This window comes from Streptomyces iranensis (assembly GCF_017874715.1).
In the GTDB taxonomy this organism is placed as follows: Bacteria; Actinomycetota; Actinomycetes; order Streptomycetales; family Streptomycetaceae; genus Streptomyces; species Streptomyces iranensis.
Genome location: NZ_JAGGLR010000009.1, coordinates 236,267 through 258,778, shown reverse-complemented (window position 1 = coordinate 258,778; position 22,512 = coordinate 236,267). Strand labels below are relative to the sequence as shown.

At 70.5% G+C, this 22,512-nt stretch carries 22 protein-coding genes and 1 pseudogene; 20 read left to right on the top strand and 3 right to left on the bottom strand.

Going from position 1 to position 22,512, the window contains the following annotated elements; all coding sequences use genetic code 11:
- Positions 1-27 precede the first annotated feature (27 nt).
- The 12 genes from J2Z30_RS18700 to J2Z30_RS18645 all read left to right on the top strand — a co-directional run bounded on the left by J2Z30_RS18700 (position 28) and on the right by J2Z30_RS18645 (position 10,936).
- Complete coding sequence (locus tag J2Z30_RS18700; protein WP_044568248.1) at positions 28-1,260, top strand: acyl-CoA dehydrogenase family protein; 1,233 nt, start codon at positions 28-30, stop codon at positions 1,258-1,260.
- On the top strand, positions 1,257-2,033 hold the full coding sequence (locus tag J2Z30_RS18695) for an SDR family oxidoreductase (RefSeq protein ID WP_044568247.1): 777 nt from the start codon (positions 1,257-1,259) through the stop codon (positions 2,031-2,033). Before J2Z30_RS18700 ends, J2Z30_RS18695 begins: the two co-directional genes overlap by 4 nt.
- Positions 2,034-2,101: 68 nt before the next feature.
- Positions 2,102-2,893 (top strand): SDR family NAD(P)-dependent oxidoreductase, encoded by a 792-nt coding sequence (locus tag J2Z30_RS18690; protein ID WP_044568245.1) that lies wholly within the window; start codon positions 2,102-2,104, stop codon positions 2,891-2,893.
- Positions 2,890-3,681, top strand: a complete 792-nt coding sequence (locus tag J2Z30_RS18685; protein WP_245388141.1) for an enoyl-CoA hydratase/isomerase family protein — start codon at positions 2,890-2,892, stop codon at positions 3,679-3,681. The genes J2Z30_RS18690 and J2Z30_RS18685 overlap by 4 nt, the downstream gene beginning before the upstream one ends.
- Positions 3,682-3,710: 29 nt before the next feature.
- A complete protein-coding gene (locus J2Z30_RS18680; RefSeq protein WP_044568243.1) occupies positions 3,711-4,859 on the top strand; it encodes an acetyl-CoA C-acetyltransferase in 1,149 nt (382 codons plus the stop codon).
- Between the two features lie 90 nt (positions 4,860-4,949).
- Positions 4,950-5,573 (top strand): TetR/AcrR family transcriptional regulator, encoded by a 624-nt coding sequence (locus J2Z30_RS18675; protein ID WP_044568242.1) that lies wholly within the window; start codon positions 4,950-4,952, stop codon positions 5,571-5,573.
- Between the two features lie 199 nt (positions 5,574-5,772).
- On the top strand, positions 5,773-6,159 hold the full coding sequence (locus tag J2Z30_RS18670; protein WP_044568241.1) for a nuclear transport factor 2 family protein: 387 nt from the start codon (positions 5,773-5,775) through the stop codon (positions 6,157-6,159).
- Positions 6,156-6,533, top strand: coding sequence for a hypothetical protein (locus J2Z30_RS18665; RefSeq protein WP_044568240.1), 378 nt, complete (start codon positions 6,156-6,158; stop codon positions 6,531-6,533). Before J2Z30_RS18670 ends, J2Z30_RS18665 begins: the two co-directional genes overlap by 4 nt.
- 26 nt (positions 6,534-6,559) lie before the next feature.
- Complete coding sequence (locus J2Z30_RS18660) at positions 6,560-6,880, top strand: EthD family reductase (protein WP_044581021.1); 321 nt, start codon at positions 6,560-6,562, stop codon at positions 6,878-6,880.
- A gap of 54 nt (positions 6,881-6,934) precedes the next feature.
- Entirely contained in the window at positions 6,935-8,485 is a 1,551-nt protein-coding gene (locus J2Z30_RS18655) for a class I adenylate-forming enzyme family protein (RefSeq protein ID WP_044568239.1), read from the top strand.
- Positions 8,482-9,522: an MBL fold metallo-hydrolase gene (locus J2Z30_RS18650; protein ID WP_044568238.1), complete on the top strand. Its 1,041-nt coding sequence runs from the start codon at positions 8,482-8,484 to the stop codon at positions 9,520-9,522. Before J2Z30_RS18655 ends, J2Z30_RS18650 begins: the two co-directional genes overlap by 4 nt.
- Positions 9,523-9,676: 154 nt before the next feature.
- A complete protein-coding gene (locus tag J2Z30_RS18645; RefSeq protein ID WP_044568237.1) occupies positions 9,677-10,936 on the top strand; it encodes an SGNH/GDSL hydrolase family protein in 1,260 nt (419 codons plus the stop codon).
- A gap of 49 nt (positions 10,937-10,985) precedes the next feature.
- Here the strand turns inward: J2Z30_RS18645 and J2Z30_RS52130 are convergent.
- Positions 10,986-11,108, bottom strand: a pseudogene (locus J2Z30_RS52130) (AraC family transcriptional regulator); the annotation flags it as partial.
- Between the two features lie 83 nt (positions 11,109-11,191).
- Here J2Z30_RS52130 and J2Z30_RS18635 point away from each other — a divergent pair.
- From J2Z30_RS18635 to J2Z30_RS18605, 7 genes are all read left to right on the top strand, one after another.
- Entirely contained in the window at positions 11,192-11,905 is a 714-nt protein-coding gene (locus J2Z30_RS18635; RefSeq protein WP_044568235.1) for a GntR family transcriptional regulator, read from the top strand.
- A gap of 137 nt (positions 11,906-12,042) precedes the next feature.
- Entirely contained in the window at positions 12,043-12,495 is a 453-nt protein-coding gene (locus tag J2Z30_RS18630) for an ATP-binding protein (protein ID WP_308279966.1), read from the top strand.
- A 10-nt stretch (positions 12,496-12,505) separates the two neighbouring features.
- Positions 12,506-13,657: a pyridoxal phosphate-dependent aminotransferase gene (locus J2Z30_RS18625; protein ID WP_044568234.1), complete on the top strand. Its 1,152-nt coding sequence runs from the start codon at positions 12,506-12,508 to the stop codon at positions 13,655-13,657.
- Between the two features lie 165 nt (positions 13,658-13,822).
- On the top strand, positions 13,823-15,937 hold the full coding sequence (locus J2Z30_RS18620) for a hydantoinase/oxoprolinase family protein (RefSeq protein WP_044568233.1): 2,115 nt from the start codon (positions 13,823-13,825) through the stop codon (positions 15,935-15,937).
- Positions 15,934-17,667, top strand: a complete 1,734-nt coding sequence (locus J2Z30_RS18615; protein ID WP_044568232.1) for a hydantoinase B/oxoprolinase family protein — start codon at positions 15,934-15,936, stop codon at positions 17,665-17,667. The genes J2Z30_RS18620 and J2Z30_RS18615 overlap by 4 nt, the downstream gene beginning before the upstream one ends.
- A 79-nt stretch (positions 17,668-17,746) precedes the next feature.
- Positions 17,747-19,111 carry an MFS transporter gene (locus J2Z30_RS18610; RefSeq protein ID WP_044568230.1) on the top strand — a complete coding sequence of 455 codons (1,365 nt, stop codon included), beginning with the start codon at positions 17,747-17,749 and terminating at the stop codon, positions 19,109-19,111.
- A complete protein-coding gene (locus J2Z30_RS18605; RefSeq protein WP_044568229.1) occupies positions 19,108-19,677 on the top strand; it encodes a cysteine hydrolase family protein in 570 nt (189 codons plus the stop codon). Before J2Z30_RS18610 ends, J2Z30_RS18605 begins: the two co-directional genes overlap by 4 nt.
- Before the next feature lie 54 nt (positions 19,678-19,731).
- Here J2Z30_RS18605 and J2Z30_RS18600 read toward each other — a convergent pair whose 3' ends face one another.
- Both J2Z30_RS18600 and J2Z30_RS18595 read right to left on the bottom strand, forming a co-directional pair.
- The gene (locus tag J2Z30_RS18600) at positions 19,732-20,847 is read right to left on the bottom strand and encodes an AI-2E family transporter (protein WP_044568228.1); all 1,116 of its coding nucleotides are present in this window, start codon (positions 20,845-20,847) and stop codon (positions 19,732-19,734) included.
- A 73-nt stretch (positions 20,848-20,920) separates the two neighbouring features.
- Positions 20,921-21,862 (bottom strand): EamA family transporter, encoded by a 942-nt coding sequence (locus J2Z30_RS18595; RefSeq protein WP_044568227.1) that lies wholly within the window; start codon positions 21,860-21,862, stop codon positions 20,921-20,923.
- Between the two features lie 42 nt (positions 21,863-21,904).
- Here J2Z30_RS18595 and J2Z30_RS18590 point away from each other — a divergent pair, with 42 nt between their 5' ends.
- Positions 21,905-22,429: a MarR family winged helix-turn-helix transcriptional regulator gene (locus J2Z30_RS18590; protein WP_044568226.1), complete on the top strand. Its 525-nt coding sequence runs from the start codon at positions 21,905-21,907 to the stop codon at positions 22,427-22,429.
- Positions 22,430-22,512: the final 83 nt, after the last annotated feature.

Sequence of the window (22,512 nt, the reverse complement as noted above, 5' to 3'; positions counted from 1 at the left end):
TCCGTCCCCCACCGAACAGGAGCACTCGTGGACTTCGGACACTCGCCACGGGCGAGCGAACTCCAAGACCGCATGCGGTCGTTCATGGACGAGCATGTCTTTCCCGCGGAAGCCACGTACGACCGGCAGCTGGCCGAAGGAGACGATTCGCACACCCTGCCGCCGGTCATGGCGGAGCTGAAGGCGAAGGCGCGCGCAGAGGGCCTGTGGAACCTCTTCATGGCGCACGGCGACTGGGGCGCGGGGCTCAGCAACCTCGAATACGCGCCGCTCGCCGAGCTGGCGGGCCAATCCATCATCGGACCCGAGGTGTTCAACTGCTCGGCACCCGACACCGGCAACATGGAGCTGCTCGCGCTGTACGGCACCCCCGAGCAGCGGGAACGCTGGCTGCGCCCCCTGCTCGACGCGGAGATCCGCTCATGCTTCGCCATGACCGAGCCGGAGGTCGCCAGCTCCGACGCCCGCAACATCCGCACCCGCATCACCCGCGACGGCGACAGCTACGTGGTCAACGGCCGCAAGTGGTACACCTCCGGGATCCTCGACCCCGACTGCGAGCTGATCATCCTGATGGGCAAGACCGATCCGGAGGCGCCCACCTACCGGCAGCAGTCGATGCTGCTCGTCCCCCGGCACACCCCGGGCGTCACGGTCCTGCGCGACCTGCCGATGTTCGGCTACACCGACCGGCTCGGACACGGCGATGTGCTCTTCGAGGACGTCCGGGTGCCGGTGGAGAACATCCTCGGCGGCGAGGGCGAGGGCTTCGCGCTCGCCCAGGGACGGCTCGGTCCCGGCCGTATGCACTACGCGATGCGCGCCGTGGGCTTCGCCGAGCGCGCCCTGCGGCTGATGTGCGAGCGGGCCACCGAGCGCACCGCCTTCGGCGGGCCGCTGGCCGACCGGGGAGTGGTCCGGGAGTGGATCGCCCGCAGCCGCATCGAGATCGAGCAGGTGCGTCTCCTCGTCCTCAAATCGGCCTGGCTGATGGACACCGTCGGCAACGCCGCCGCCCGCATGGAGGTGGCCGCCATCAAGGTCGCGGCGCTGGAGGTCGCGCACAAGGTGGTCGACCGCGCGGTGCAGGCGCACGGCGCGGCGGGGGTCAGCGACGACACCGTACTGGCCCGGCTGTACGCCATCACCCGGGCGCTGCGCATCGCCGACGGCCCTGACGAAGTCCATCTGCGGACGGTGGCCCGCCAGGAACTCGCGCAGTACAAGAAGAAGACCGAGCCGACAACGGGGGCAGTGTGAGCGCCAACGGCCTCGACGGCAAGGTGGCCGTCATCACGGGCGGATCCCGAGGCATCGGCCTCGGCATCGCCACCGCCTACCGGGCGGCCGGTGCCCATGTGGTGATCGCGGCCCGCAAACCGGCCGGACTCGCCGAGGCGCGCGAGGAGTTGCTGCGCGTCAAGGGCGACGGCGATGTGCACACGGTGGTGGCGAACGCCGGTGAACCGGATCAGGCCGAGCGGTGCGTCGAGGAGACCATGGCCCGCCTCGGCCGGGTCGACGTCCTCGTCAACAACGCGGCGACCAACCCGTACCACGGCGATCTGCTCGACCTGGACCTGCCGCGCGCGGAGAAGACCGTCCGCGTCAACCAGTACGGCATGGTCGCCTGGACCCGGTGCGCCTGGCGGGCCTGGATGGCCGAGCACGGGGGAGCGGTGGTCAACATCGCCTCCGTCGGCGGGCTCGTCGTCGATCCGCACATCGGCTACTACAACGCCACCAAGGCCGCCATGCTGCACATGACCCGGCAGCTCGCCTACGAACTCGGCCCGCGCGCCCGCGTCAACGCCATCGCCCCCGGACTGATCAAGACGGAGCTGGCACGGGCGGTGTGGGAGGCCCGCGAGCCGATCCTCACCGCCAAGCTGCCGCTGCGGCGCCTCGGCACGGTCGAGGACGTGGCACACGCGGCGCTGTTCCTGGCCACCGACGCCTCCTCCTGGATGACCGGCCAGACCCTGGTGCTCGACGGTGGCGCGACCGCCCTGCCGATCGGGGTGGAGGGATGACCGCGCCACGCCCCGCCGAAGGGGGTGGAGGGATGGCCGCGCCACGCCCCGCCGATGGTGGTGGAGGGATGACCGCGCCACGGAACGTGCCCCGGCCCGCCGCCGAGCTGTTCTCGCTCCGGGGCAGGACGGCCCTGGTCACCGGCGCCTCCGCGGGGCTCGGCGCACGCTTCGCCACCGTCCTCGCACAGGCCGGGGCCACCGTGTTCGCCGCCGCCCGGCGGATCGAGAAGCTGAACGAACTCGCCGACTCCGACACCCGCATCCACCCGGTCGCCTGCGACGTCTCGCTCGCCGCCGACCGCGCGCGGCTGGCCGGGACGGCGCTGAGCGCCACCGGCCGCATCGACATCCTGGTCAACAACGCGGCCACATCCGGGGAGACCCGCGCCGAGGACGAATCCCCGGACGCCTTCGACGACGTCCTCGGCGTCAACCTCACCGCCCCCTTCCACCTGGCGCGCCTGGTGGCGGAGGCACCCGCCGTGGACGGCGACCCGCCCCGGAGCGTCATCAACGTCTCCTCCATCCTCGGCCTGGTCACCGCCGCCCCGCTGGGCGGCGCGAGCTACGCGGCGTCCAAGGCCGGGCTGATCGGGCTGACCCGGGAGCTGGCCGGTCAGTGGGGCGCGACCGGAACCCGCGTCAACGCGCTCGCCCCGGGCTGGTTCCGCACCGAGATGACCGCGGACCTCTTCGGCGACGAGCGCTCCAGCCGCTGGGTCGAGCGGAACACCCTGCTGCGGCGCGGCGGGGAGGCCCATGAACTGGACGGCGCGCTGCTGTTCCTCGCCTCGGACGCCTCCTCGTACTGCACCGGCCAAGTCCTGACCGTCGACGGCGGATGGACCGCGCGATGAGCGTCGGCATCGAGATCGACGACGGCCTGGCCCGTATCACCCTGCGCCGGGGCGCGGCGGGCAACGCCATCGGCCTGGACATGGCCCGCGGACTGCTGCACGCGGCGCGGGTCTGCGCCACCGAGTCCGTACGGGCCGTGCTGCTGACCGGCGAGGGGACGTCCTTCTGCGTCGGCGGCGACCTCGGCGAGTTCTCCCGGCTCTCCGGAGAGCCACTGGAGCGGCACCTTATCGCGGTGACCGGCGCACTCCATGACGCCCTGCGCACGTTCGCGGCGGGCGACGCGCCCATGGTGGCCGCCGTGCAGGGAGCCGTCGCCGGTGCGGGCATCGGCCTGGCCGCGTCCGCCGATGTGACCCTGGCCGCCGACAACGCCTCGTTCACCACGGCTTACACCCGGATCGGCTATACACCGGACGCCGGAGTGAGCTGGTTCCTGCCCCGGCTCGTCGGCCCCAAGCGGGCCCTGGACCTGCTGCTGACCAACCGCCGCGTCGCGGCGGCGGAGGCCGAGACCATCGGGCTGGCGAGCCGGGTCGTCCCCGCCGACCGGCTGGCCGCCGAGGCGCTGCGCACGGCCGAGGCGCTGCGCGACGGACCCACCGCCGCCTTCGGCGCCACCCGCCGTCTCGTCGCCACCGGGCAGACCGCCGACCTCGGCCCGCACCTGGACCGCGAGGCCTGTGCGATCGCCGCCGCGGCCGCCTCCGCCGAGGGCCGTGAGGGTGTCGCCGCCTTCCTGGGCAAGCGGGCGCCCGACTTCCCACCCGCCGCCCCCAGCACCTGACTTCTCCCCGAAACCCCTGGAGCCCCACCGTGTCGGAAGCATTCATCGTCGGAGCCGTCCGCACCCCCGTCGGCCGCCGCAAGGGCGCGCTCAGCGGCGTCCACCCCGCCGACCTCGGCGCTCATGCGCTGCGCGCCCTGCTGGAGCGCACCGGGGCCGACCCGGGCGCCGTCGACGACGTGTACTTCGGCTGCGTCAGCCAGATCGGCGCGCAGACCGGCAACCTCGCCCGTACCGCATGGCTGGCGGCCGGGCTGCCCCAGCACGTCCCCGGCACCACCATCGACCGCCAGTGCGGCTCATCCCAGCAGGCCGTGCACTTCGCCGCCCAGGCGGTCGGCTCCGGGACCGCCGATCTGGTGGTCGCCGGCGGGGTCGAGGTGATGAGCCTGGTGCCCATCGCCAGTCCCATGTACGTCGGAGAACAGGCCGGTATGGGCAGCCCGTACGCGGGGGACGGCTGGCGCGAGCGCTTCGGGGACCAGGAGGTCTCCCAGTTCCGGGGGGCCGAGCTGATCGCCGGGAAATGGGGCATCTCCCGCTCGGAGATGGAGGAGTTCGCGCTCACCAGCCACCAGCGGGCCCTCGCCGCGCAGGCCGACGGCGCCTTCGACGACGAGATCACCCCGGCCTTCGGGCTCACCGCCGACGAGGGGCCACGCGCCGACACCACCCTGGAGAAGATGGCCGGGTTGAAGAGCCTCACCGAGGACGGCCGGCTGACCGCCGCCGTCTCCAGCCAGATCTCCGACGGCGCCGCCGCCCTGCTGATCGCCTCCGAGGAGGCGGTGCGCCGCCACGGCCTGACCCCGCTCGCGCGGGTGCACACCATGGCCGTCGTCGGCTCCGATCCGATTCACATGCTGACCGGTCCGATCCCCGCCACCGAGAAGGTCCTGGACAGGGCCGGGCTGGCGATCGGCGACATCGATCTGGTGGAGATCAACGAGGCGTTCGCCTCCGTCGTCCTCGCCTGGCAGAAGGAGATCGGCGCCGACCCGGAGGGGGTCAACGCCTTCGGCGGCGCCATCGCGCTCGGACATCCGCTCGGCGCCACCGGCGCCCGGCTCATGACCACGCTCGTCCACCAACTGCGCAGGACCGGCGGACGCTACGGCCTGCAGACGATGTGCGAGGGCGGCGGCATGGCGAACGCGACGGTATTGGAGCGCCTTTGAGCACGGCCTATTCACGTCGATTGGCAACTGAGTTCAGCTTGGGGCTACTCTCGGGTACGGACAAGGTGGACTGCGGCCAGGGGACGAGGCATGGCGACGAGAATCGTTGAACCGGAAGCGGGACCGAGGTCCAAGCGTGCCGCCATCCTGGCGGCCGCCGTCGACTGCTTCGGCGAGACGGGGTTCGAGGCCACCAAGTGGTCCACCGTCGCCGAGCGGGTCGGCATCGGGCAGACGGCGCTGTACCACTACTTCGAGTCCAAGACGCACTGCCTGCTCACCATCATGCGGCTCGAGCTCCAGCGCTCCCACGACAAGTTCACCGAGGCGACCGAGGGCGTCGAGGAGCCGACCGAGGCGCTCCGGGCGGCCGTCCGCGCGGCCTACGACGTCTCGGACCACGAGGTCCTGCAGATGCGGATCCTCCACAATCACATGGATCTGCTCTCCGGCACGCGCAAGTCCAAGCGGGAGGAGGCCGAGCGCGTCGAGGCCCGCAAGCTGGTTCAGCTCGTCGAGCGGAACTGGACGAACCTGCTGGTGAAGGGCATGTCCATGGGTGCTTTCCCGCTCCGGGACGCGCAACTGCTGGGCTCGGGGGTGCTCGGCCTGATCGTCAGCGTCTGGCGGTGGTACCGGCCCTCGGGGCCGACGCCGCTGTCGGAGGTCAGTGAACTGATCGAGGGCGCGTGTGTGCGGATGGTCGCCACGTGATCCCCTGAGCGGCCCCCTGTCGCTTCCGGCCCCTGGCGGATATCCGCCGGGGGCCGTTTCGCGTTCCACGGACCCTTGTCAGCCGTGTTTCCCCGGGATTAACATCCAACCTGAATTGAACTGAACTCAGGTTGATCCGGGGCCCGTGGCGGCTCCGGGTCCCCGGGAGCGCTCGACCGCCGATCGAAAGGGCGCAGTCATGGCGTTGCGCACGTATATGGCCAGTATGGACAGCGACCATCCGGAACGGACGCTGGACCTGCTCGAACCCGACTTCCGATTCCTCATCGCCCTGCCGGGCACGGAGGTCAGCGGCGAGTCCAGGGAGGACTTCGCCGCGTACATCGCCGGCCGCAATCCCAAGGAACGGTCGCATGAGATCCTGCGCCACAGCCGGGAGGGCGACCTCGAGACCGTGTACGGGGTGGTGACGGAGGGCGGGCGGTACACCGGCTCCTTCCTCTCGGCCGCGGTGATCTCGCCCGGCGGGCTCATCGCGCGCTACCAGTCCTTCTTCACCACCTCGTTCGAACTGGTCGACTGGGCCCGGCAGGACACCGGACAGGGCGACGGGGGCCGGGCATGACGGACACCCCGGCCGCGGCCCCCTTCCTCACCGCGTGGTTCGAGATCCTCGACGGCGACGAGCCGTCCCGTATCCTCGACCTGATCAGCGACGACTTCTCGCTCTCCATCCTGTTCTCCACCGGCGACGGCAACGCCACCGACTTCGCCGGGGACCGTGCCGCCCTGGTGGGCTACCTCGAACAGCGCGAGAAGGGCACCCGCACCCACCATCTGCTGTCGGCGACCACCCTCGGACAGGACGAGCTCTTCCTGGGCGAGGTACGGCGCGAAGGTGTCCCCGAGGCCAGCTTCGTCGCCGCCGGGCGGGTGAACGGCGAAGGCCGGCTGCGGCGCCTGCTGATCGGGCGCTCGTCCGAGATCCGCTTCACCTGACCCTCGACCCCATGGAGAGCACCGTCATGTACAACCTCGTCCTGCTGGCGGCCCGGCCCCCGGAGTGGACTCACGAGCGGTTCATCACGTGGTGGCGCGGCGACCACGCGGAGCTGACCCGCCGCCTGCCCGGACTGCGCTCATGGCGTCACACCGAGATCGACGCCGCCCTGGAGCCGCGCTCCGAAGGCTGGGACGGGATGTCCGTACTCGGCTTCGACTCCCCCGAGGATCTGAGGAAGGCCCTCGCGAGCCCCGAGTGGGCCGATGCCGTCGCCCAGGTCGGCGACATGAAGGGCCGCCGGATCGCGGTCATGGGGCACGAGGCGGAGATGTTCACCGCCTGAGGATTCCCGGCTATCCGGGCAAACGGCGTTCGGCACAGCGCAACGAGGGGCAGGATGCGACAGGTAGTGCGGGAGTTCCAGCAGCAGGCGGACGAAGCCGACTTCGTCGCCGTGATCGACGACACGGGCAGCCATACGGCCAGGGAACTGCTCGAAGAGGCCGTACGGCTGGCAGCAGAGCTGTCCGCCGCCGCGCCCGACGGACGGGCGCCCGACGGACGGGCGCCCGACGGACCGGCGGGCGGCGGGTCGGTGGGCACCGTCCTGGTCCAGGCCGACAACTCATGGCGCACCATCGCCGCCACCCTCGCCGTGGGCCTGCGGGGCGGGGTTCTCGCGGTGGTCAATCGGCACACCACACCCGCCGAGTTCGCCGCCGCATGGGAGGACATCCGCCCGGACGCCGTCGTCGCCGAGCCCTCGGCGATGGACGAGTGGACGGTAGGCACCCGGCTCCCCGGCCCGGCCCGGACGGTCCTCGACGGCTGGACCTGCCGGTCCGCACCCCACCGGCGCGAGGTGGCGCGGTGGTCGGGCGGCGCGCTCATCGGTCTGACCTCCGGGTCGACCGGGCGGCCCAAGGGCGTCGTACAGTCCGAGCGGGCACTGCGCTACGCCGCCACGAGCACCGTCACCGTCAACGGCCTGGCGCCGGGCGACGCCGTCGCCGCGATCGTGCCGCTGTCGTCCACGGCGGCCTACTGCTTCGGGGTCTATCTCTCCCTCCTGCTGCGCGGGCCGCTCGTCCTCACGGGTAAGTGGGACCGGGCGGTCGCACTGCGGCGGATGGCCGACGCGCGCGTCCGCTGGACCATGTGCGTACCGACCATGGCGCTGCAGATGGGTGCCGAGGCGGCCGGCTCCGGCGTCCTCCGGGGCGTCCGGTCGATCACCGTGGGCGGCGGGCCCATGGACCGCGGCGCACTGGCCCGCGCCGAGCGGTCGCTGGGCACGAGGATCCTCCGCGTCTTCGGCATGTCCGAATGCCTGGGCCACACCTCGCCGAGCCCCGACGACCCCGAGGAGGTCCGGCTCGGCAGGGACGGCCGCCCCTTCCCGGGCACGGAGGTGCGCGCGCTCACCTCCGATGGCGAGGTGGCGGGTCCGGGGGTGACCGGCCGGGCGCAGGTCCGCGGCCCTTCCCTCTTCCTCGGATACGCCCGCGAGGGCAGGACCGATCCACCGGCACTGACGGAGGACGGCTACCTGCCCACCGGCGATCTGCTGATGGCCCACGAGGACGGCACCATCAGCATCATGGGCCGCGAGAAGGACATCATCATCCGGGGCGGCCGCAACATCGACATCACCGAGATAGAGCGCGCGGTCGCCAGCCATCCGCGCGTGGCCAGGGCCTGTGTCACACCGGTCCCCGACGATGTCCTCGGCGAACGCGTGGCGCTGCTCGTCGTCGCCGAGGACGGTGGCGGCGTCGAACTGGGCGAGGTGACCGGCCATCTGGAGAGCGTCGGTCTGTCCAAGACCAAGTGGCCCGAGTACGTCTACGACGTCGAGGAGCTGCCCCAGACCAAGGTCGGCAAGCTCGACCGGGGCGGGGCCCGGGACCTGGCCGTCAGGCTGCACACCCGCGAAGGAGGAGCATGACAACGCGGTTCGACCAGGCTCCATGGGCGGCGGCCGGAGTCCAGACCGTACAGCCAGGGGTGCACCGCGTGCCGCTGCCGCTACCCAACGACGGCCTGCACGCCGTGAATGTCTACCTCCTGGAGGATCTGGACGACGACGGCGGTATCGTCATGATCGACGGGGGCTGGGCGATTCCCGAGGCGCGCAAGACGCTCGAGGCGGCCCTGGGCGCCATCGAGCGCGACCCCGGCGACATCAGCCATATCCTGGTCACCCACATCCACCGCGACCATTACACCCAGGCGGTGGAGCTGCGCCGGCTGCTCGGCTCGCGCGTCTACCTCGGCGCGGGGGAGCGTCCGGGCCTGGAGATGCTCGACCGACTGCGCAGCGACCAGCCCGTCGGCTCGCTGCGGACCCTGCGCGCGGCGGGCGCCGGGGAACTCGCCGACCGCGTCGAGGCGATGGACCACGGCGGCTACGACCCGAGCGTATGGGAGGCCCCGGACCGCTGGCTGCAGGCCGGAGCCCTCCGCTTCGGCGACCGTGAGCTGCGGGTCGTGCCCACTCCCGGACACACCAAGGGGCATGTGGTCTTCCTGGACGAACAGCGGGGGCTGCTGTTCTCCGGGGACCATGTCCTGCCGCACATCACCCCGTCCATCGGCTTCGAGCTCGCCGAGCCGGGCGGCCATCCGCTCGCCGACTATCTGGACTCGCTGCGGCTGATGACCCGCTACGCCGACGCCCGCCTGCTGCCCGCCCATGGACCGGTCGCCGACTCCACCCACACCCGGGTCGCCGAACTGCTCGCCCACCACGACGACCGGCTGGCCAGGAGCCTGGCCGCGCTGGGCGAGGACACGCTCGACGCCCACGCGGTGGCCCGGAAACTCGCATGGACGCGCCGGGCAGTGCCGTTCGGGGAGTTGACCGCCTTCAACCAGATGCTCGCGGTCCATGAGACGGCCGCGCATCTGGATGTCCTCGTGCTGCGGGGGCAGGTGACGGCGGCCCGCGCCGACGGTGTGCATCGGTACACGCGCATGCGATGACGACGCCGTACGTACGTCCCTCGAATAGATCCGATGACCATGAGGTGGCAAGAGGCTAATCCCGGGCAGTTTGGCGTTCTCTCTCGACAGCCGGGTCGGAATTGCGTATCAATTCATCCGATCACTGAACTGTCGAGAGAAGGAAGGCCGCATCATGCAGAGACCGGGCTTATCCGCACGCGCCTTCGGCCTCATGGCCGCGACCGCCGCCGCCCTCGGGGCCTTCGTGGCCACCGGAACCGAGTCCTACGCCGCCCAGTCCGCCGCCCGGCCCGCCGTCCGGCCCGCGACGCCCCCCGCCCCGCGCTCCTCCGTCGTCACCTGGGCCTCCAGCGCCTACCCGGCCGGAACCGCCACCCAGGACCTGACCTACCGGTTCGTCGTCCACACCAGTGTCGGCGGCCGGGACCTGCGCATCCGGCTCTCCAACGCCTACGGCGACCAGCCGGTGACCTTCGGCCACGCCTACGCCGGCGTACGCGAGTCCGGGGCGGCGGTCGTGCCCGGCAGCAACGGACGGCTGACCTTCCGCGGCGCGTCGTCGGTGACCGTACCGGCGGGCGGCGTCGTGTACAGCGACCCGCTGCCCGGCGACGTCCGGCCCCAGTCGGACCTCGCGATCAGCCTCTACGTGCGCAGCGCGGGCACGCTCGCGACCGGCCACAAGGGGGCCCGCGCGACCCAATACGTCGCACCGGTCGGCGACCACGCCGCGGAGGAGGGCGCCGCCGCCTACTCCCAGCAGATCACTTCCTGGTACTACCTGGACGCGGCCGTCGTGCGGCCCCCGTCCCGCACCGGCGCCGTCGTCGCCTTCGGCGACTCGATCACCGACGGCTCCGCCTCCACTCAGGACACCAACCGCCGCTGGCCGGACTTCCTCGCCCGACGGCTGCTCGCCGACCCCCGCTCCCGGCTCAAGGGCGTCGCCAACGAAGGAATCTCCGGCAACAAGATCCTCGCCGACGGCTCGGCCGAGAGCGCGCTGAAGCGACTCGACCGGGATGTGCTCTCCCAGGCCGGTGCGCGCACGGCGATCCTGCTGGAGGGCATCAACGACATCAAGGCCACGCCGGGCCCCACGGCCGACGACCTCATCGCCGGCTACCGGCAGATCATCGCCAGGTCCCACGCGCGTGGCGTCTGCGTCGTCGGGGCGACCGTCATGCCGTACGAGGGCTGGCGGGAGTACGAGGCCGTCGACGAGACGGTCCGCCAACAGGTCAACGCCTTCATCCGCACCAGCGGCGAGTTCGACGCGGTCGTCGACTTCGACAAGGCCGTCAGGGACCCCGCTGCGCCCACCCGGATGGACCCCGGCTACGACAGCGGCGACCACCTCCACCCCAATGACACCGGCATGCGCGTGATGAGCGACGCCATCTCCCTCCGCGCCCTCAGCTGCGACCGATGACCCCCTGACCCCCCTCACCCCGGCCCCCGGCCCGCGCCGGGGGCCCGGCATCACCCAGGACGCGGGGCCAGGCTCCGCTGGTGGTCTCGGTCATCCAGGAGCGGATCATGTAGACGAGGAGCAGGCCGAGCAGGCCGATCGCGGCGCGCAGCTCGCGGTGGCCGCCCACGCGGCCGACGCGCGGCCGATCAAAGGGAGTTGCGTTGAGATCTCCGAGTGAGCGATGTGAGATCGCAATTGCGCTAAGGTGGACGTGTGAAGTACCTGCCGGCCATCCTGAGCGAAGATCATCCGAGCCTCAGCGCCACCGAGCGCGCATACGCCACCATCAAGCGCCAGATCATCGAGCTCGAGCTGGAACCTGGCGCTCATGTCACCAAGTCGACCCTCGCGCGCCGGGCCGGCGCCAGTACGATGCCCGCCCGGGAGGCCCTGACCCGGCTGCAGAGGGACGGTCTGGTGCAGGCGCTGCCCCGCTCGGGCTACCGCATCCTGCCGATCACCCTCAAGGGGACCCGTGATCTCTGCGCCTTCCGTCGGCTGCTGGAGGTCGAGGCGGCGGGTCTCGCGGCAGAGATCGGCTGCCCCGAGCGCGATCTTGCCCGGATGGAGGAGCTCCTGTCGGCCACGTACGAGACGGGGGACCCGGCCAGTCTCGACGCGTTCCTCCGCGCCAACCTCGAGTTCGACGCGATCATCGCCAACCGGTGTGGCAATGACATGCTGGCCCAGGCGGTCATCCGGGTCTTCGACGAGCTGGAGCGAGTCCTGCGGATCACGCTGAAGTCCCTGCCCTTCTCGGAACCGGCCGCGCACCAGCGGCGGGAGATCCTCGAGGCCATCCGGGACCGTGACCCGGCCGGGGCCCGTGCGGCCATGGGCGCCAGAACGCGGACCGCCCAGGAGCAGATCATCGACCAGCTTGTGTCCCATGCGTCACTCGCCGAGGTCAGCATCAGCGTCACCTGATCCCGGAGGGCCGGATTCATTTCGCGTTCCCCGGGGGTTGAAGTGGTTTTCCGGGCCGATGTAAGATCTCAATAGAGAACATCTAAGATCCTAGATGGGGGGTGGAATCTCAGACTCCCGCCTCCTGCCGCATCGAGATGATCACTATGAACGCCACAGCGCTCTGCCGGAGCGACCGGACATTCTCTCTGCCGCCTTCCGCCGCCGATGTGCCCGGGGTCCGGAGTGCCCTGGTGGAGACCCTCCTCGAGTGGGGAATCCCCGAGGGAGGTGAGCTGGTCCACAGCGTCGGCCTCATCGCCTCGGAGCTGGTGACCAACGCCGTGCATCACGCGGGCGTGTTCACGCCGAGCATCGTCGTCATTCTCAGGATCGGCGTGGACGGAACGCTGGAACTCGGTGTCCGCGACAACTCTCGGGACGTTCCGAGGCCGACGGCCGTCTCCCCGGAATCCACCCATGGCCGCGGAACGGCGATCGTCGACGCACTGCTCACCGAATTCGGCGGGAGTCTCACGGCCGAACGGCATCCCGACGGCAAGACCGTCTGGGCCCGGCTGCCCGGCTGCCCGGCGCGCCAAGATCCGTGAAGGGAACCCGATGAAGCTGGAACGTCTGCCGGCCCTCGAACTCGCCGACCGTGCCCGGACGGCGCCGCCGGGCCATGCGGCCATGGTCCCCTTCCGCGGGGTGCCGATGCTGCCCATGCCGGAACACGTCGTGGAGGCGGTGCGGACTGCCGCGGGCGAGGTGTTCCCGCGGAGCAGTCGCGGCTCCGGAGAACTCCGCCAGGCGATCGCTTCGCGTCTTGAGGCCGCGTACGGGCTCGCGGTGGACCCGGGGCGCGAGCTGCTGATCACCCATGGCGCCCAGCACGGGATGAGCGTGGTGCTGAGGGCTCTGCTGTCGCCGGGCGACGAAGTCGTGATCCCCGCTCCGAGCTATTTCTTCGACGGCATGATCCGCCTGGCGGGAGCCCGGCCGGTGTACGTACCGTCCGACGAGAGCCGCGGCTGGGACCATGTCCCGGCGGCTGTCGAGGCCGCGGTCACTCCGGCCACCCGGGCACTGCTGATCTGCAACCCCAACAATCCGACCGGCTATGTGCCCAGCCGGGAGCGGCTGCGTCAGCTTCTGGCGGTCGCCGCGCGCCACGGTCTGATCGTCTTCTCCGACGAGTCCTACGAGCGGTATGTATGGGACGGGCCCGGTTATGTGCCGCAAATGCTGCTGCGCGATCACCATCCGGACCTGGTCACGGTCACCAGCCTCAGTAAGAACTACGCCTTCACCAGCTGGCGGGTCGGCTATGTGCACGCCCCCGCCCATCTGCTGGAGCCGATCCACCATGCCTTCGAATGGGACGCCATCAACGTCGGCGACGTGGCCCAGGCCGCGGCGTATGCCGTCATGACCGGCCCGCAACACTGGATCGAACAAGAGTTCGCCACCATGCGAGCCCGGCGTGACATCCTCCGCGGCGGACTGGAGGGCGCCGGCCTCGCTTCGGTGCGCCCCGACGCGGGCGTTTTCGTCTTCGTCGACTGCGCCCCGCTCGGATTCCGTGGGCGCCGGCTGGAGCGGCTGCTGCTGGATCACGGCATGACGGCCATCGCGGGAGACGCCTTCGCGGGGCCGGATACCCATGTCCGCATGGTGTACGGGGGATCCGCCGCCGACCTCGAGGAAGTAGGGCGGCGGCTGGGGGAGTTGAGGCGGGGGAGGGGGGCCCGCCGGTCTGTCGCGGAGTAACGGGAACGGAAGTCGACGCGCGCGGTACGACGAGGTGCCGTCACGGGCAACGAAGAGATCCTACTCATTCATTGCTGAGATCTCAGATCTGCTTTATGGTCATCGCAACTGCCGGAGGGGTGGCACGAGGGAGCCCCTTCAGGGCCGCCTTTCAAGGAGCCGAACATGCCAGGACCCGCTTTGACCGATCCCGACGGAAGCTGGCGAGTCGCCGCCGACATCGGTGGGACCTTCACCGATGTCATCGCCCTGGGCCCGGGAGGCCGGGTCGTCCCCGTGAAGGTCCTCTCCACACCGCCGGACTTCGGCAGCGGCGTCCTCGGCGGAACCCGGGCCGCGCTCTCCGCGGCGGACGCGCTCCCGCACCAGGTCACGGCGATGCTGCATGCCACCACGGTGGCCACCAACGCCATTCTGGAGATGCGGGGAGCACGTACCGCCCTGGTGACCACGCGGGGATTCCGGGACGTGTTGGAACTCGGGCGCCTGCGCCGCCCCCTGCTGTACGACCTCTCCTGGCAACGGCCGACCCCGCTGGTTCCCCGGCGGCACCGCTATGAGATCGACCAGCGCATCACCGCCGACGGCCACCTCGAGCCTCCGGCGGACTCCGCCGAACTGGCGCGGGTGGCAGGCGAGATCCGGGCCGCGGGCATCGAGGCGGTGGCGGTGTGTCTGATCAACTCCTATGTCCGTCCCGAGGAAGAGCGCCGGGTCGCCGCCGAACTGCGGGCCCTCCTGCCCGGCACATTTGTGACCGCCTCCGTCGACATCACGCCTCAGATGCAGGAGTACGAGCGCACCAGTACCGCGGTCGTCAACAGCTATGTGGGCCCCCAGGTCCATGACTATGTCACGGCGCTCGGCGAGGGTCTGCGGGAAGCGGGCGTCTCCGCGCCGTTGATGATCATGCAGTCCAGCGGTGGTCTCCTCGACGCGCCCTCGGTGGTGGGGCGCCCGGTACAGATCATCGAGTCGGGGCCCGCCGCCGGCGTCATCGCCGTACGGAAACTCTCCCAGCTCATGGGCCTCGACTCGGTGGTCGCCCTCGACATGGGCGGCACCACGGCCAAGGCATCCCTCATCGAGGACGGGGAACCGTTCGTCGCCGGCGACTACGAGGTCGGCGGGGGCATGAACATCACCCGCGGCATGGGCAAGGGGGCGGGATACGCGCTGCGCGTGCCCTCCATCGACATCGCCGAAGTGGGTGCGGGCGGGGGCAGCGTCATCTCCACCGACGTCGCCGGATCCCTGCGGGTCGGACCGGAGAGCGCCGGGTCCCGGCCCGGTCCCGCCTGCTACGGCAACGGAGGGACCAGCCCCACGCTGACCGATGCCAACGTGGTCCTGGGCTACCTCAGCTCGCAGGCCCTGGCCGGCGGGCGGGTGGCCATCGAGCCGGACCTCGCCCGGCAGGCCATCGCCCCGGTGGCCCATGACCTCGGCGTGGACATCCCGGCGGCCGCGCGCGGAGCCTACGAAGTCGCCGTGTCCAGCATGACCAAGGCCGTCAAGGCCGTCACCAGCGAACGCGGCCGCGATCCGCGGGAGGCGGTCATGGTGGCCTTCGGCGGCGCCGGGCCCCTCTACGGCGCGGCCATCGCCCGGGAACTCGGTATCGACACCGTCATCGTCCCCGTGCACACCGGGCTGTTCAGCAGCCTGGGACTCCTCGTCGCCGACACCGAACGGCAGGCGGTGGTGCCCCACCGGGCGGACCTCGACGCACTCGACCTGCTCGGCGCGGAGTTCGACCGGATGGCCAAGGAAGTCACCGAGGCGCTGGGGGAGGTCGCCCCCTCGGCGCACACCGAGGTGCGGCGGGTCTTCGACATGCGCTACCGCGGTCAGCGGTTCGAGCTGTCCGTCACCGTCCCCGACGGGAAGCTGGACTCCGGCCTGATGGCCTCCGTGCGGCAGCGGTTCCACGCCGAGCACCACCGCACCTACGGCCGCGCCGGTACCGATGAGCTCGTGGAGATCGTCAACCTCCGCGTCCGCGGACGGGTGCGCAATCCCGTCGGCGTCGAGCGGCTCCTGAGCCTGCCGCCGTCGGCGCCCCGTGCCGAAACGACTCGGGAGTGCCGATTCGACCGGACCGAGCCGACCCCGGTCATCCCCCGCGCCGCACTGTCAACGGAGCCCCGGCAAGGCCCCCTCGTCATCGAGGACATGGATGCCACCACCCTCGTACCGCCGGCGGCCACCGCCCACCGCGACCGCTTCAACAACATCGTCATCAGCTGGACGACCACAGCCCCGGAGGCAACCTCATGAGCCCGCGCCCGATCAGCGACGCCGCCACGTTCGAGGTCTACCGGAACGCGGTGACCGGACTCGCGGACGAGATGGCGATCACCATTCTGCGCACCGCGCACTCCCAGATCGTCGCCTCCAGCATGGACTTCTCGGCCGCGCTGTGCGACGCCTCGGGACGGGTGATCGCGCAGGCCAACACCTGTCCGGTGCACCTCGGCTCCATCCCCGAAGCCATGGGCGCCGTGCTGACGGCCTTCGGCGACTCCGTCCACCCGGGCGACGTCTACCTTCTCAACGACCCCGACCTGGGCGGCATGCACCTGCCCGACATCTTCGCGATCGCCCCGGTGTTCACCTCAGGGCAGGAGCTGCTCGGCTACTCGGTCACCGTCGTCAACCACGTGGACGTGGGAGGCTGGGCCGCGGGATCCATGGCGGTGCAGTCCACCAGCATCTTCGCGGAAGGCGTGCAGATACCGCCGTCCCGGCTGTACGACGCGGGCACGCTCAACGAGACCTTCCTCGCGCTCATCCTCCGCAACGTACGCGAGCCGGACCTTCTCCGTGGCGACCTGGAGGCACAGCTCGCCGCGTGTCACGCGGGCGGGGAAGGACTCAAGGACCTGGCCGAACGCCACGGCACGGACGGGTTGGCCGCACTCAACGAGGAACTCCTCGCCTACTCCGAGACCCTGCTGCGCGCGGCGCTCGCCAAGGCCCCCGACGGTGCCTACGCGTTCGAGGACTTCATCGACGACGACGGCATGGGCTCGCCGCCCATCCCCTTCCGCGTCACCGTCACCATCACCGGGGACACCCTGCACGTGGACTTCACCGGGTCCTCCCCCCAGGTCGCCTCGGCCCTCAACGCCACCGAGTCCTTCACCCGGTCCGCCTCCTACGCGGCCATCCAGGGCGCCCTGGGATCCGACATCCCGGCCAACAGCGGCTTCTACCGGCCCCTCACCTTCACGATCCCCGAGGCCTCCATCCTCAACGGCCGAAGGCCCTCGGCCCGCGGCGCCCGGGGCCTGGTCGCCTACCGCATCATCGACACCGTCCTCGGAGCGCTGGCTCCCGTCTTCCCCGACCGGGTCCCGGCCGCGGGCGACGGCGGCCCGGACTCCGTGGCCATCGGCATCACCGGGGAGAACGGAACCACCAACGTCCTGTGGGACATCCTCTGCGGAGCCTGGGGAGCCCGTCCGGACCGCGACGGGGTGGACGGCGTCAGCCCGCTCGGCGCCAACCTGGCCAACGTACCGGTGGAGGAACTCGAGCAGTCCGGCCATGTGCGCATCGACGGCTACGGCTACCTGCCCGACACCGGCGGCCCCGGCCGGTGGCGCGGCGGCCTGTCGACCTTCCGCGACATGACGGTTCTCGCCCCCACGGTCTCGGTGCAGATCCGCTCCGACCGGCGCACGCACCTGCCCTACGGTCTCCAGGGCGGAGCCCAGGGCACGCCGTCGTCCAACATCCTCAACCCCGGCACCCCACTGGAGCAGATACTCCCCGCCAAGGTCGTCCAGCTCCTCGCCGCCGGCGAACGCCACCGGCACGTCACCGCGGGCGGAGGCGGCCACGGGGACCCCTTCACCAGGGATCCCGACCGTGTCCTGCGGGACGTACTCGACGGGAAGGTCACCGCCTCCGGAGCGACCCGCGACTACGGAGTCGTCATCACCCCCGACGGCGCGATCGACACGGCGGCAACACAGCGACGGCGCGCCGCTGGGCGCCACTAGCGCCGTCCCGCCCCCCACTCCACCGTCCACACCCCCCACCTCACCATCCTCGGACCCCGCTCACCGAGAGGACCCCGTCATGGCCGAGGTCACCGCCCTGACACAGACAGACGATGACATGCGCCGTGTATGGCGCAAAGTTGGTATCCGCATCATCCCGCTCATCGGCCTCGCCTACGTGATGAGCTACATCGACCGTGCCAATCTCGGCTACGTGGCACAGTCGCTCAACAAGAGCCTCGGCATCACCGCCGGACAGCTGGGCCTGGCCTCCGGCCTGTTCTTCATCGGCTACATTCTCGTGGAAATCCCCAGCAATATGATGCTGCGCCGGTTCGGAGCGCGGAAATGGATCACCCGAATCCTGGTCTCCTGGGGCCTCGTCACCATGGGCACCGCGGCCGTGCAGAGCGTTGCCCAGCTCTACGTCATGCGAATCCTGCTCGGGTTCGCGGAGGCCGGGCTGGCCGCCGGGATCCTGCTGTACATGACCTTCTGGTTCCCCAGGAGACAGCGGGCATGGGCCATGTCCATCTTCTTCATCATGATTCCGCTGTCCGGCATCATCGGATCGCCCCTCGCCGCCGCCATGCTGTCCTGGGGCGAACAGCTCACCGGTTTCGCCGGGTGGCGGTCGTTGTTCTTCACCGAGGGCCTCGTCACCATCCTGTCCGGAACCCTGATCTACGGCCTGCTGCCGGACCGGCCCGCCGACGCGAAGTGGCTGACACCCCGGGAGAAGGACGCCATCCAGCAACGACTCACCCTGGAAACCGCCCAGCAGAACGCGCACGGCGCGCTCACCGGGATGCGTCAGGCGCTTTCCAGCGGACGCGTGTGGATGCTGTCCTTCGCCTTCTTCGCCATCGTCTTCGGCCTGTACCCCATCGCGTTCTTCCTCCCGACGATGATCTCCGCTCTCACCGGGAACGCGTCGACGACCTCGGATGTCAGCAGCGTGCTGCTGGCCGGTATCCCCTCGGCCATCGCCATCGTCGCCATGCTCGCCTGGGCCAGGGTGGCGGCGCGCCGGTCCGTGGTGTTCTCCACGGCGGTACCCCTGGCTTTCGGTGCCGTGGGCCTGGTGCTGGCCACCCTCACCCATAACGACGTCCTGTTCATCGGGGCGTTCTGCGTCAGCGTCTCCGGTGTCTTCACCGCCATGCCGCAGTTCTGGCGACTGCCGCCGCTGTGCCTGACCGGTGCCGCCGCGGCCTCGGGCATCGCGCTGATCAACTCGGTGAGCAACGTCAGCGGCTTCATCGGCCCCTACATGACCGGCGCCATCGCGGACGCGACCGGCGACTTCAGCTACGCACTCCTGGCCATCGCCCTTATGCTCACCGCCGGATTGGTGATCCTGCTGACGGCCGGGCGAAAGGTGGAACAGTCGACCGCCCAGGATCCACTGCCCCAGCCCCACGACACGGAGAGGATCGGATGACCAGCCGCACCGACACCGCGCTCATCATCGGCGACATGCAGACAGGCATCCTGGCCAACTATCCGTTCAGCCGAGCGCCCGTTTCCCCGATGCGGGAGTTGGTACGCGCGGCTCGCGCGCACGGCGTCCTCGTTGTCCTCGTGCGCACGGAGCTGCGGGCATCGGGGGTCGATGTCTCCGAGAACAACACCGTACTCACCGCGTTTCACCAAGCCGGCTCACTGTTTCATGAGGGGGCCGGGGGGACGGACATCATTCCGGAACTGGCGCCGCGACCCGGGGACGTCGTCATCACCAAGCGCCGCACCAGCGCATTCGTCGGAACGGAACTCGAATTGGTGCTGCGTGCCCACCATGTGGAATCGATCGCGCTGACAGGCGTGGCGACCGGTGCGATGGTCGCGGCAACGCTCTACGACGCCCTGGACCGCGACTACAGGGTCACCGTCCTGAGCGACGCCTGCGCGGACGCCGAGGCGGACGTCCATGACTTCCTCATGGCACGAATCTTCCCCGGACGGGGCGCGCGGGTCATGACAGCGGAGTCCTGGCTCGGCGAACTGTGAGGATCCGCCCCAGCGGCGCCGGGGGCCTTGCCCCCGGCGCACGACGCCGAGGGGCTACGACACGACAGCGCCACCGGCGGGCTGCTCGTCGCTCTCCGGCTCCTGTGGCGGATGGCTGAGCTGTTCGCGTACGTAGTTCCAGGCCACCGCGATCAGCGCGGCCACCGGTACGGCGAGCAGACTGCCCACGATCCCGGCCAGGCTGCTGCCCAGTGTCACCGCCAGCAGGACGACCGCCGCGTGCAGGCCGAGGCCGCGGCTTTGGATCATGGGCTGGAACACATTGCCCTCGAGCTGCTGCACCACGATGATGATCGCCAGCGCGATCAGCGCGTCCGTCGGACCGTTGAACACCAACGCGATGAGCACCGCGACCACACCCGCGAACAAGGCCCCCACGACGGGGATGAACGCGGAGATGAAGGTGAGGACCGCCAGCGGCAGCACCAGCGGTACTCCCAGAGCCCACAGCCCGAGCCCGATGAGGATGGCGTCGAGCAGGCCCACCAACGCCTGGGAACGCACGAAGGCGCCGAGGGTGTCCCAGCTGCGCTCGGCCACGGCGGGGATGTCGGTGGCGAGCCGGCCGGGGAGCTGACGGGCGAGCCACGGCAGGAACCGGGGGCCGTCCTTGAGGAAGAAGAACATCAAGAAGAGCGCCAGGACGGCGGTGATCACACCGTCGACCACTGTGCTCACCCCCGCGACGACAGCGGTGACCAAGCTGCCCGCACTGCTCTGCAACCGGGCGGCCGCGGAGTCGGTGGCCTGCGCGATCTGGGCATCGTCGATGTTCAGCGGCGGCCCGGCGGCCCATTCACGCACCCGCTGGATGCCTTCGGTCACGCCGTCGGCCAGTTCACCGGACTGGGATGCCACGGGCACCGCGATCAGCGCCACGATACCCGTGGCGACCAGGAGGAACAGCAGGGTCACGACCGAGGCGGCCAGCGCGGGAGGCCACCCCCACCCGCGCAGAACGCGGGCCAGGGGCCAGGTAAGCGTCGTGAGGAGCAGGCCGACGACGAGCGGCCAGATGACCGACCACATCTGGCCCAGGGCCCACAGCACCGCCGCGGCCATGACGAGGATCAAAAGCAATTCGAGGGAGATACGCGACGATACGCGGAGCGCGGCGCGGGTTTTCGTTGAACTCAACGTGCGAGACATGGGGCCACCCGTACCCCATGAGTGCCTCCCCGCGCTGCCTTTCGGGAGCACCCTAGCCAAACTCCCAGTGTCCTCACCGGTGTTGAGGATGGGAGGGTGAGGAATCCCGTACGGGGTGGGCGTGTGTGTCAGGTTGAGCGGGCGTCCGGCCGGTGCCACGTCGGCCCGCGCGGGTGGGCCGGCCGAGGACGACTCCGGCCAGGACGAGGACCAGTCCGCACAGTTGCTGGACGGTCAGCACCTCCGTGGCGACCGTGGTGCCGAGCAGCACGCCCGTGACGGGGTTGAGCAGCCCGATCAGACCCACGGTCCCCGCGGGCAGGTGCCGCAGCCCGGTGAACCAGGCGGTGAAGGCCAGCGCGGTGGCGACCAGGGAGACGTAGCCGAAGGCGACGACCGCCGGTGTGGAGAGGGCGGGTGGAGGGCCCTCCACCACCGCGGCGGCCGGAAGCAGGAACAGCCCTCCGGCGGTCAGCTGCCAGGCGGTCGAGGCGAGCACATCGGTACCGGCGCTCCACCGCTTGGTCAGGATGTGACCGAAGGACGACACCAGCATGGCGGCGGCCGAAGCGAGAACTCCCGGCACGCTCACCCCTTCCGCTCCCGAGAGCAGCATGAGGCACACCCCGGCGAGCCCGACCACGGCACCGGACAGGTGCGCGGTCCTGGGCCGTTCGGCCACCAGGGGCCAGGCGATGAGCGTCATCGTCAGCGGGGACACCGCCATGACGGTCGATGCGACGCTCGTCGGCAGCAGCTGGGAGGCGACGTAGACGAGGACGAAGAACACACTCACGTTGAGCGATCCGAGCACCGCGGACCGCCACCACCACGCACCGTGCGGCCGACGCCACCGGCACAACGCCAGCAGGACGAGCCCCGCGGGCAGCGCCCGCAGAGCGGCCCCGTACAGCGGGCTCCCGGCGGGGAGGAACTCGTGGGTGACGAAGTAGTTGGCTCCCCACGCCACCGGCGCGACCGCGGTCAGCGCCACCCAACGCGCATTAGCTTCCATGGAAGACAAATATAGCTTCCCGGGAAGCTATATTTGTCTTCCATGGAACATCGGCAACCGCTGGACCGCGTGGCCCGCATCCAGGCCGACTGGCGCCGCGAACGGCCCGACGTCGACACCTCTCCGCAGGGAGTGATCGGCCGACTGCACCGCCTGGCCGGCCGGCTCACCGAAGAACTCTGCCGCGTATACGGCCGCTACGACCTCAACGAGGGAGAGTTCGACGTCCTGTGCGCACTGCGCCGCGTCGGCGAACCCTATGAACGCGCTCCTGGCGAGCTCGCCGCCCACACCATGGTCACCACCGGTGCGATGACCAAGAGGATCGACCGCCTCGAGCGCGCCGGACTCGTCACCCGCCGCCGCTCGGACGACGACCAGCGTGGCAGGATCGTCGCCCTCACCGGACCCGGGCGCGAACTGATCGACCAGGCGTTCACCGACCATATGCGCAACGAACGCCACCTGCTGAATCTGCTGACGCCGGTGGAGGCAGAGACGCTCGAAGCACTGCTCACGACCTGGCTCTCCCGCCTGGAAGACCCGCGCCCTCCCCGCCACGAGTGACCCGCCAAGTGGCGAGCGGGACGGGACCGGTCCCGTCCCGCTCGCGCTATACCTCTTGTTCTCTCACAGACGGAGGAACGCAA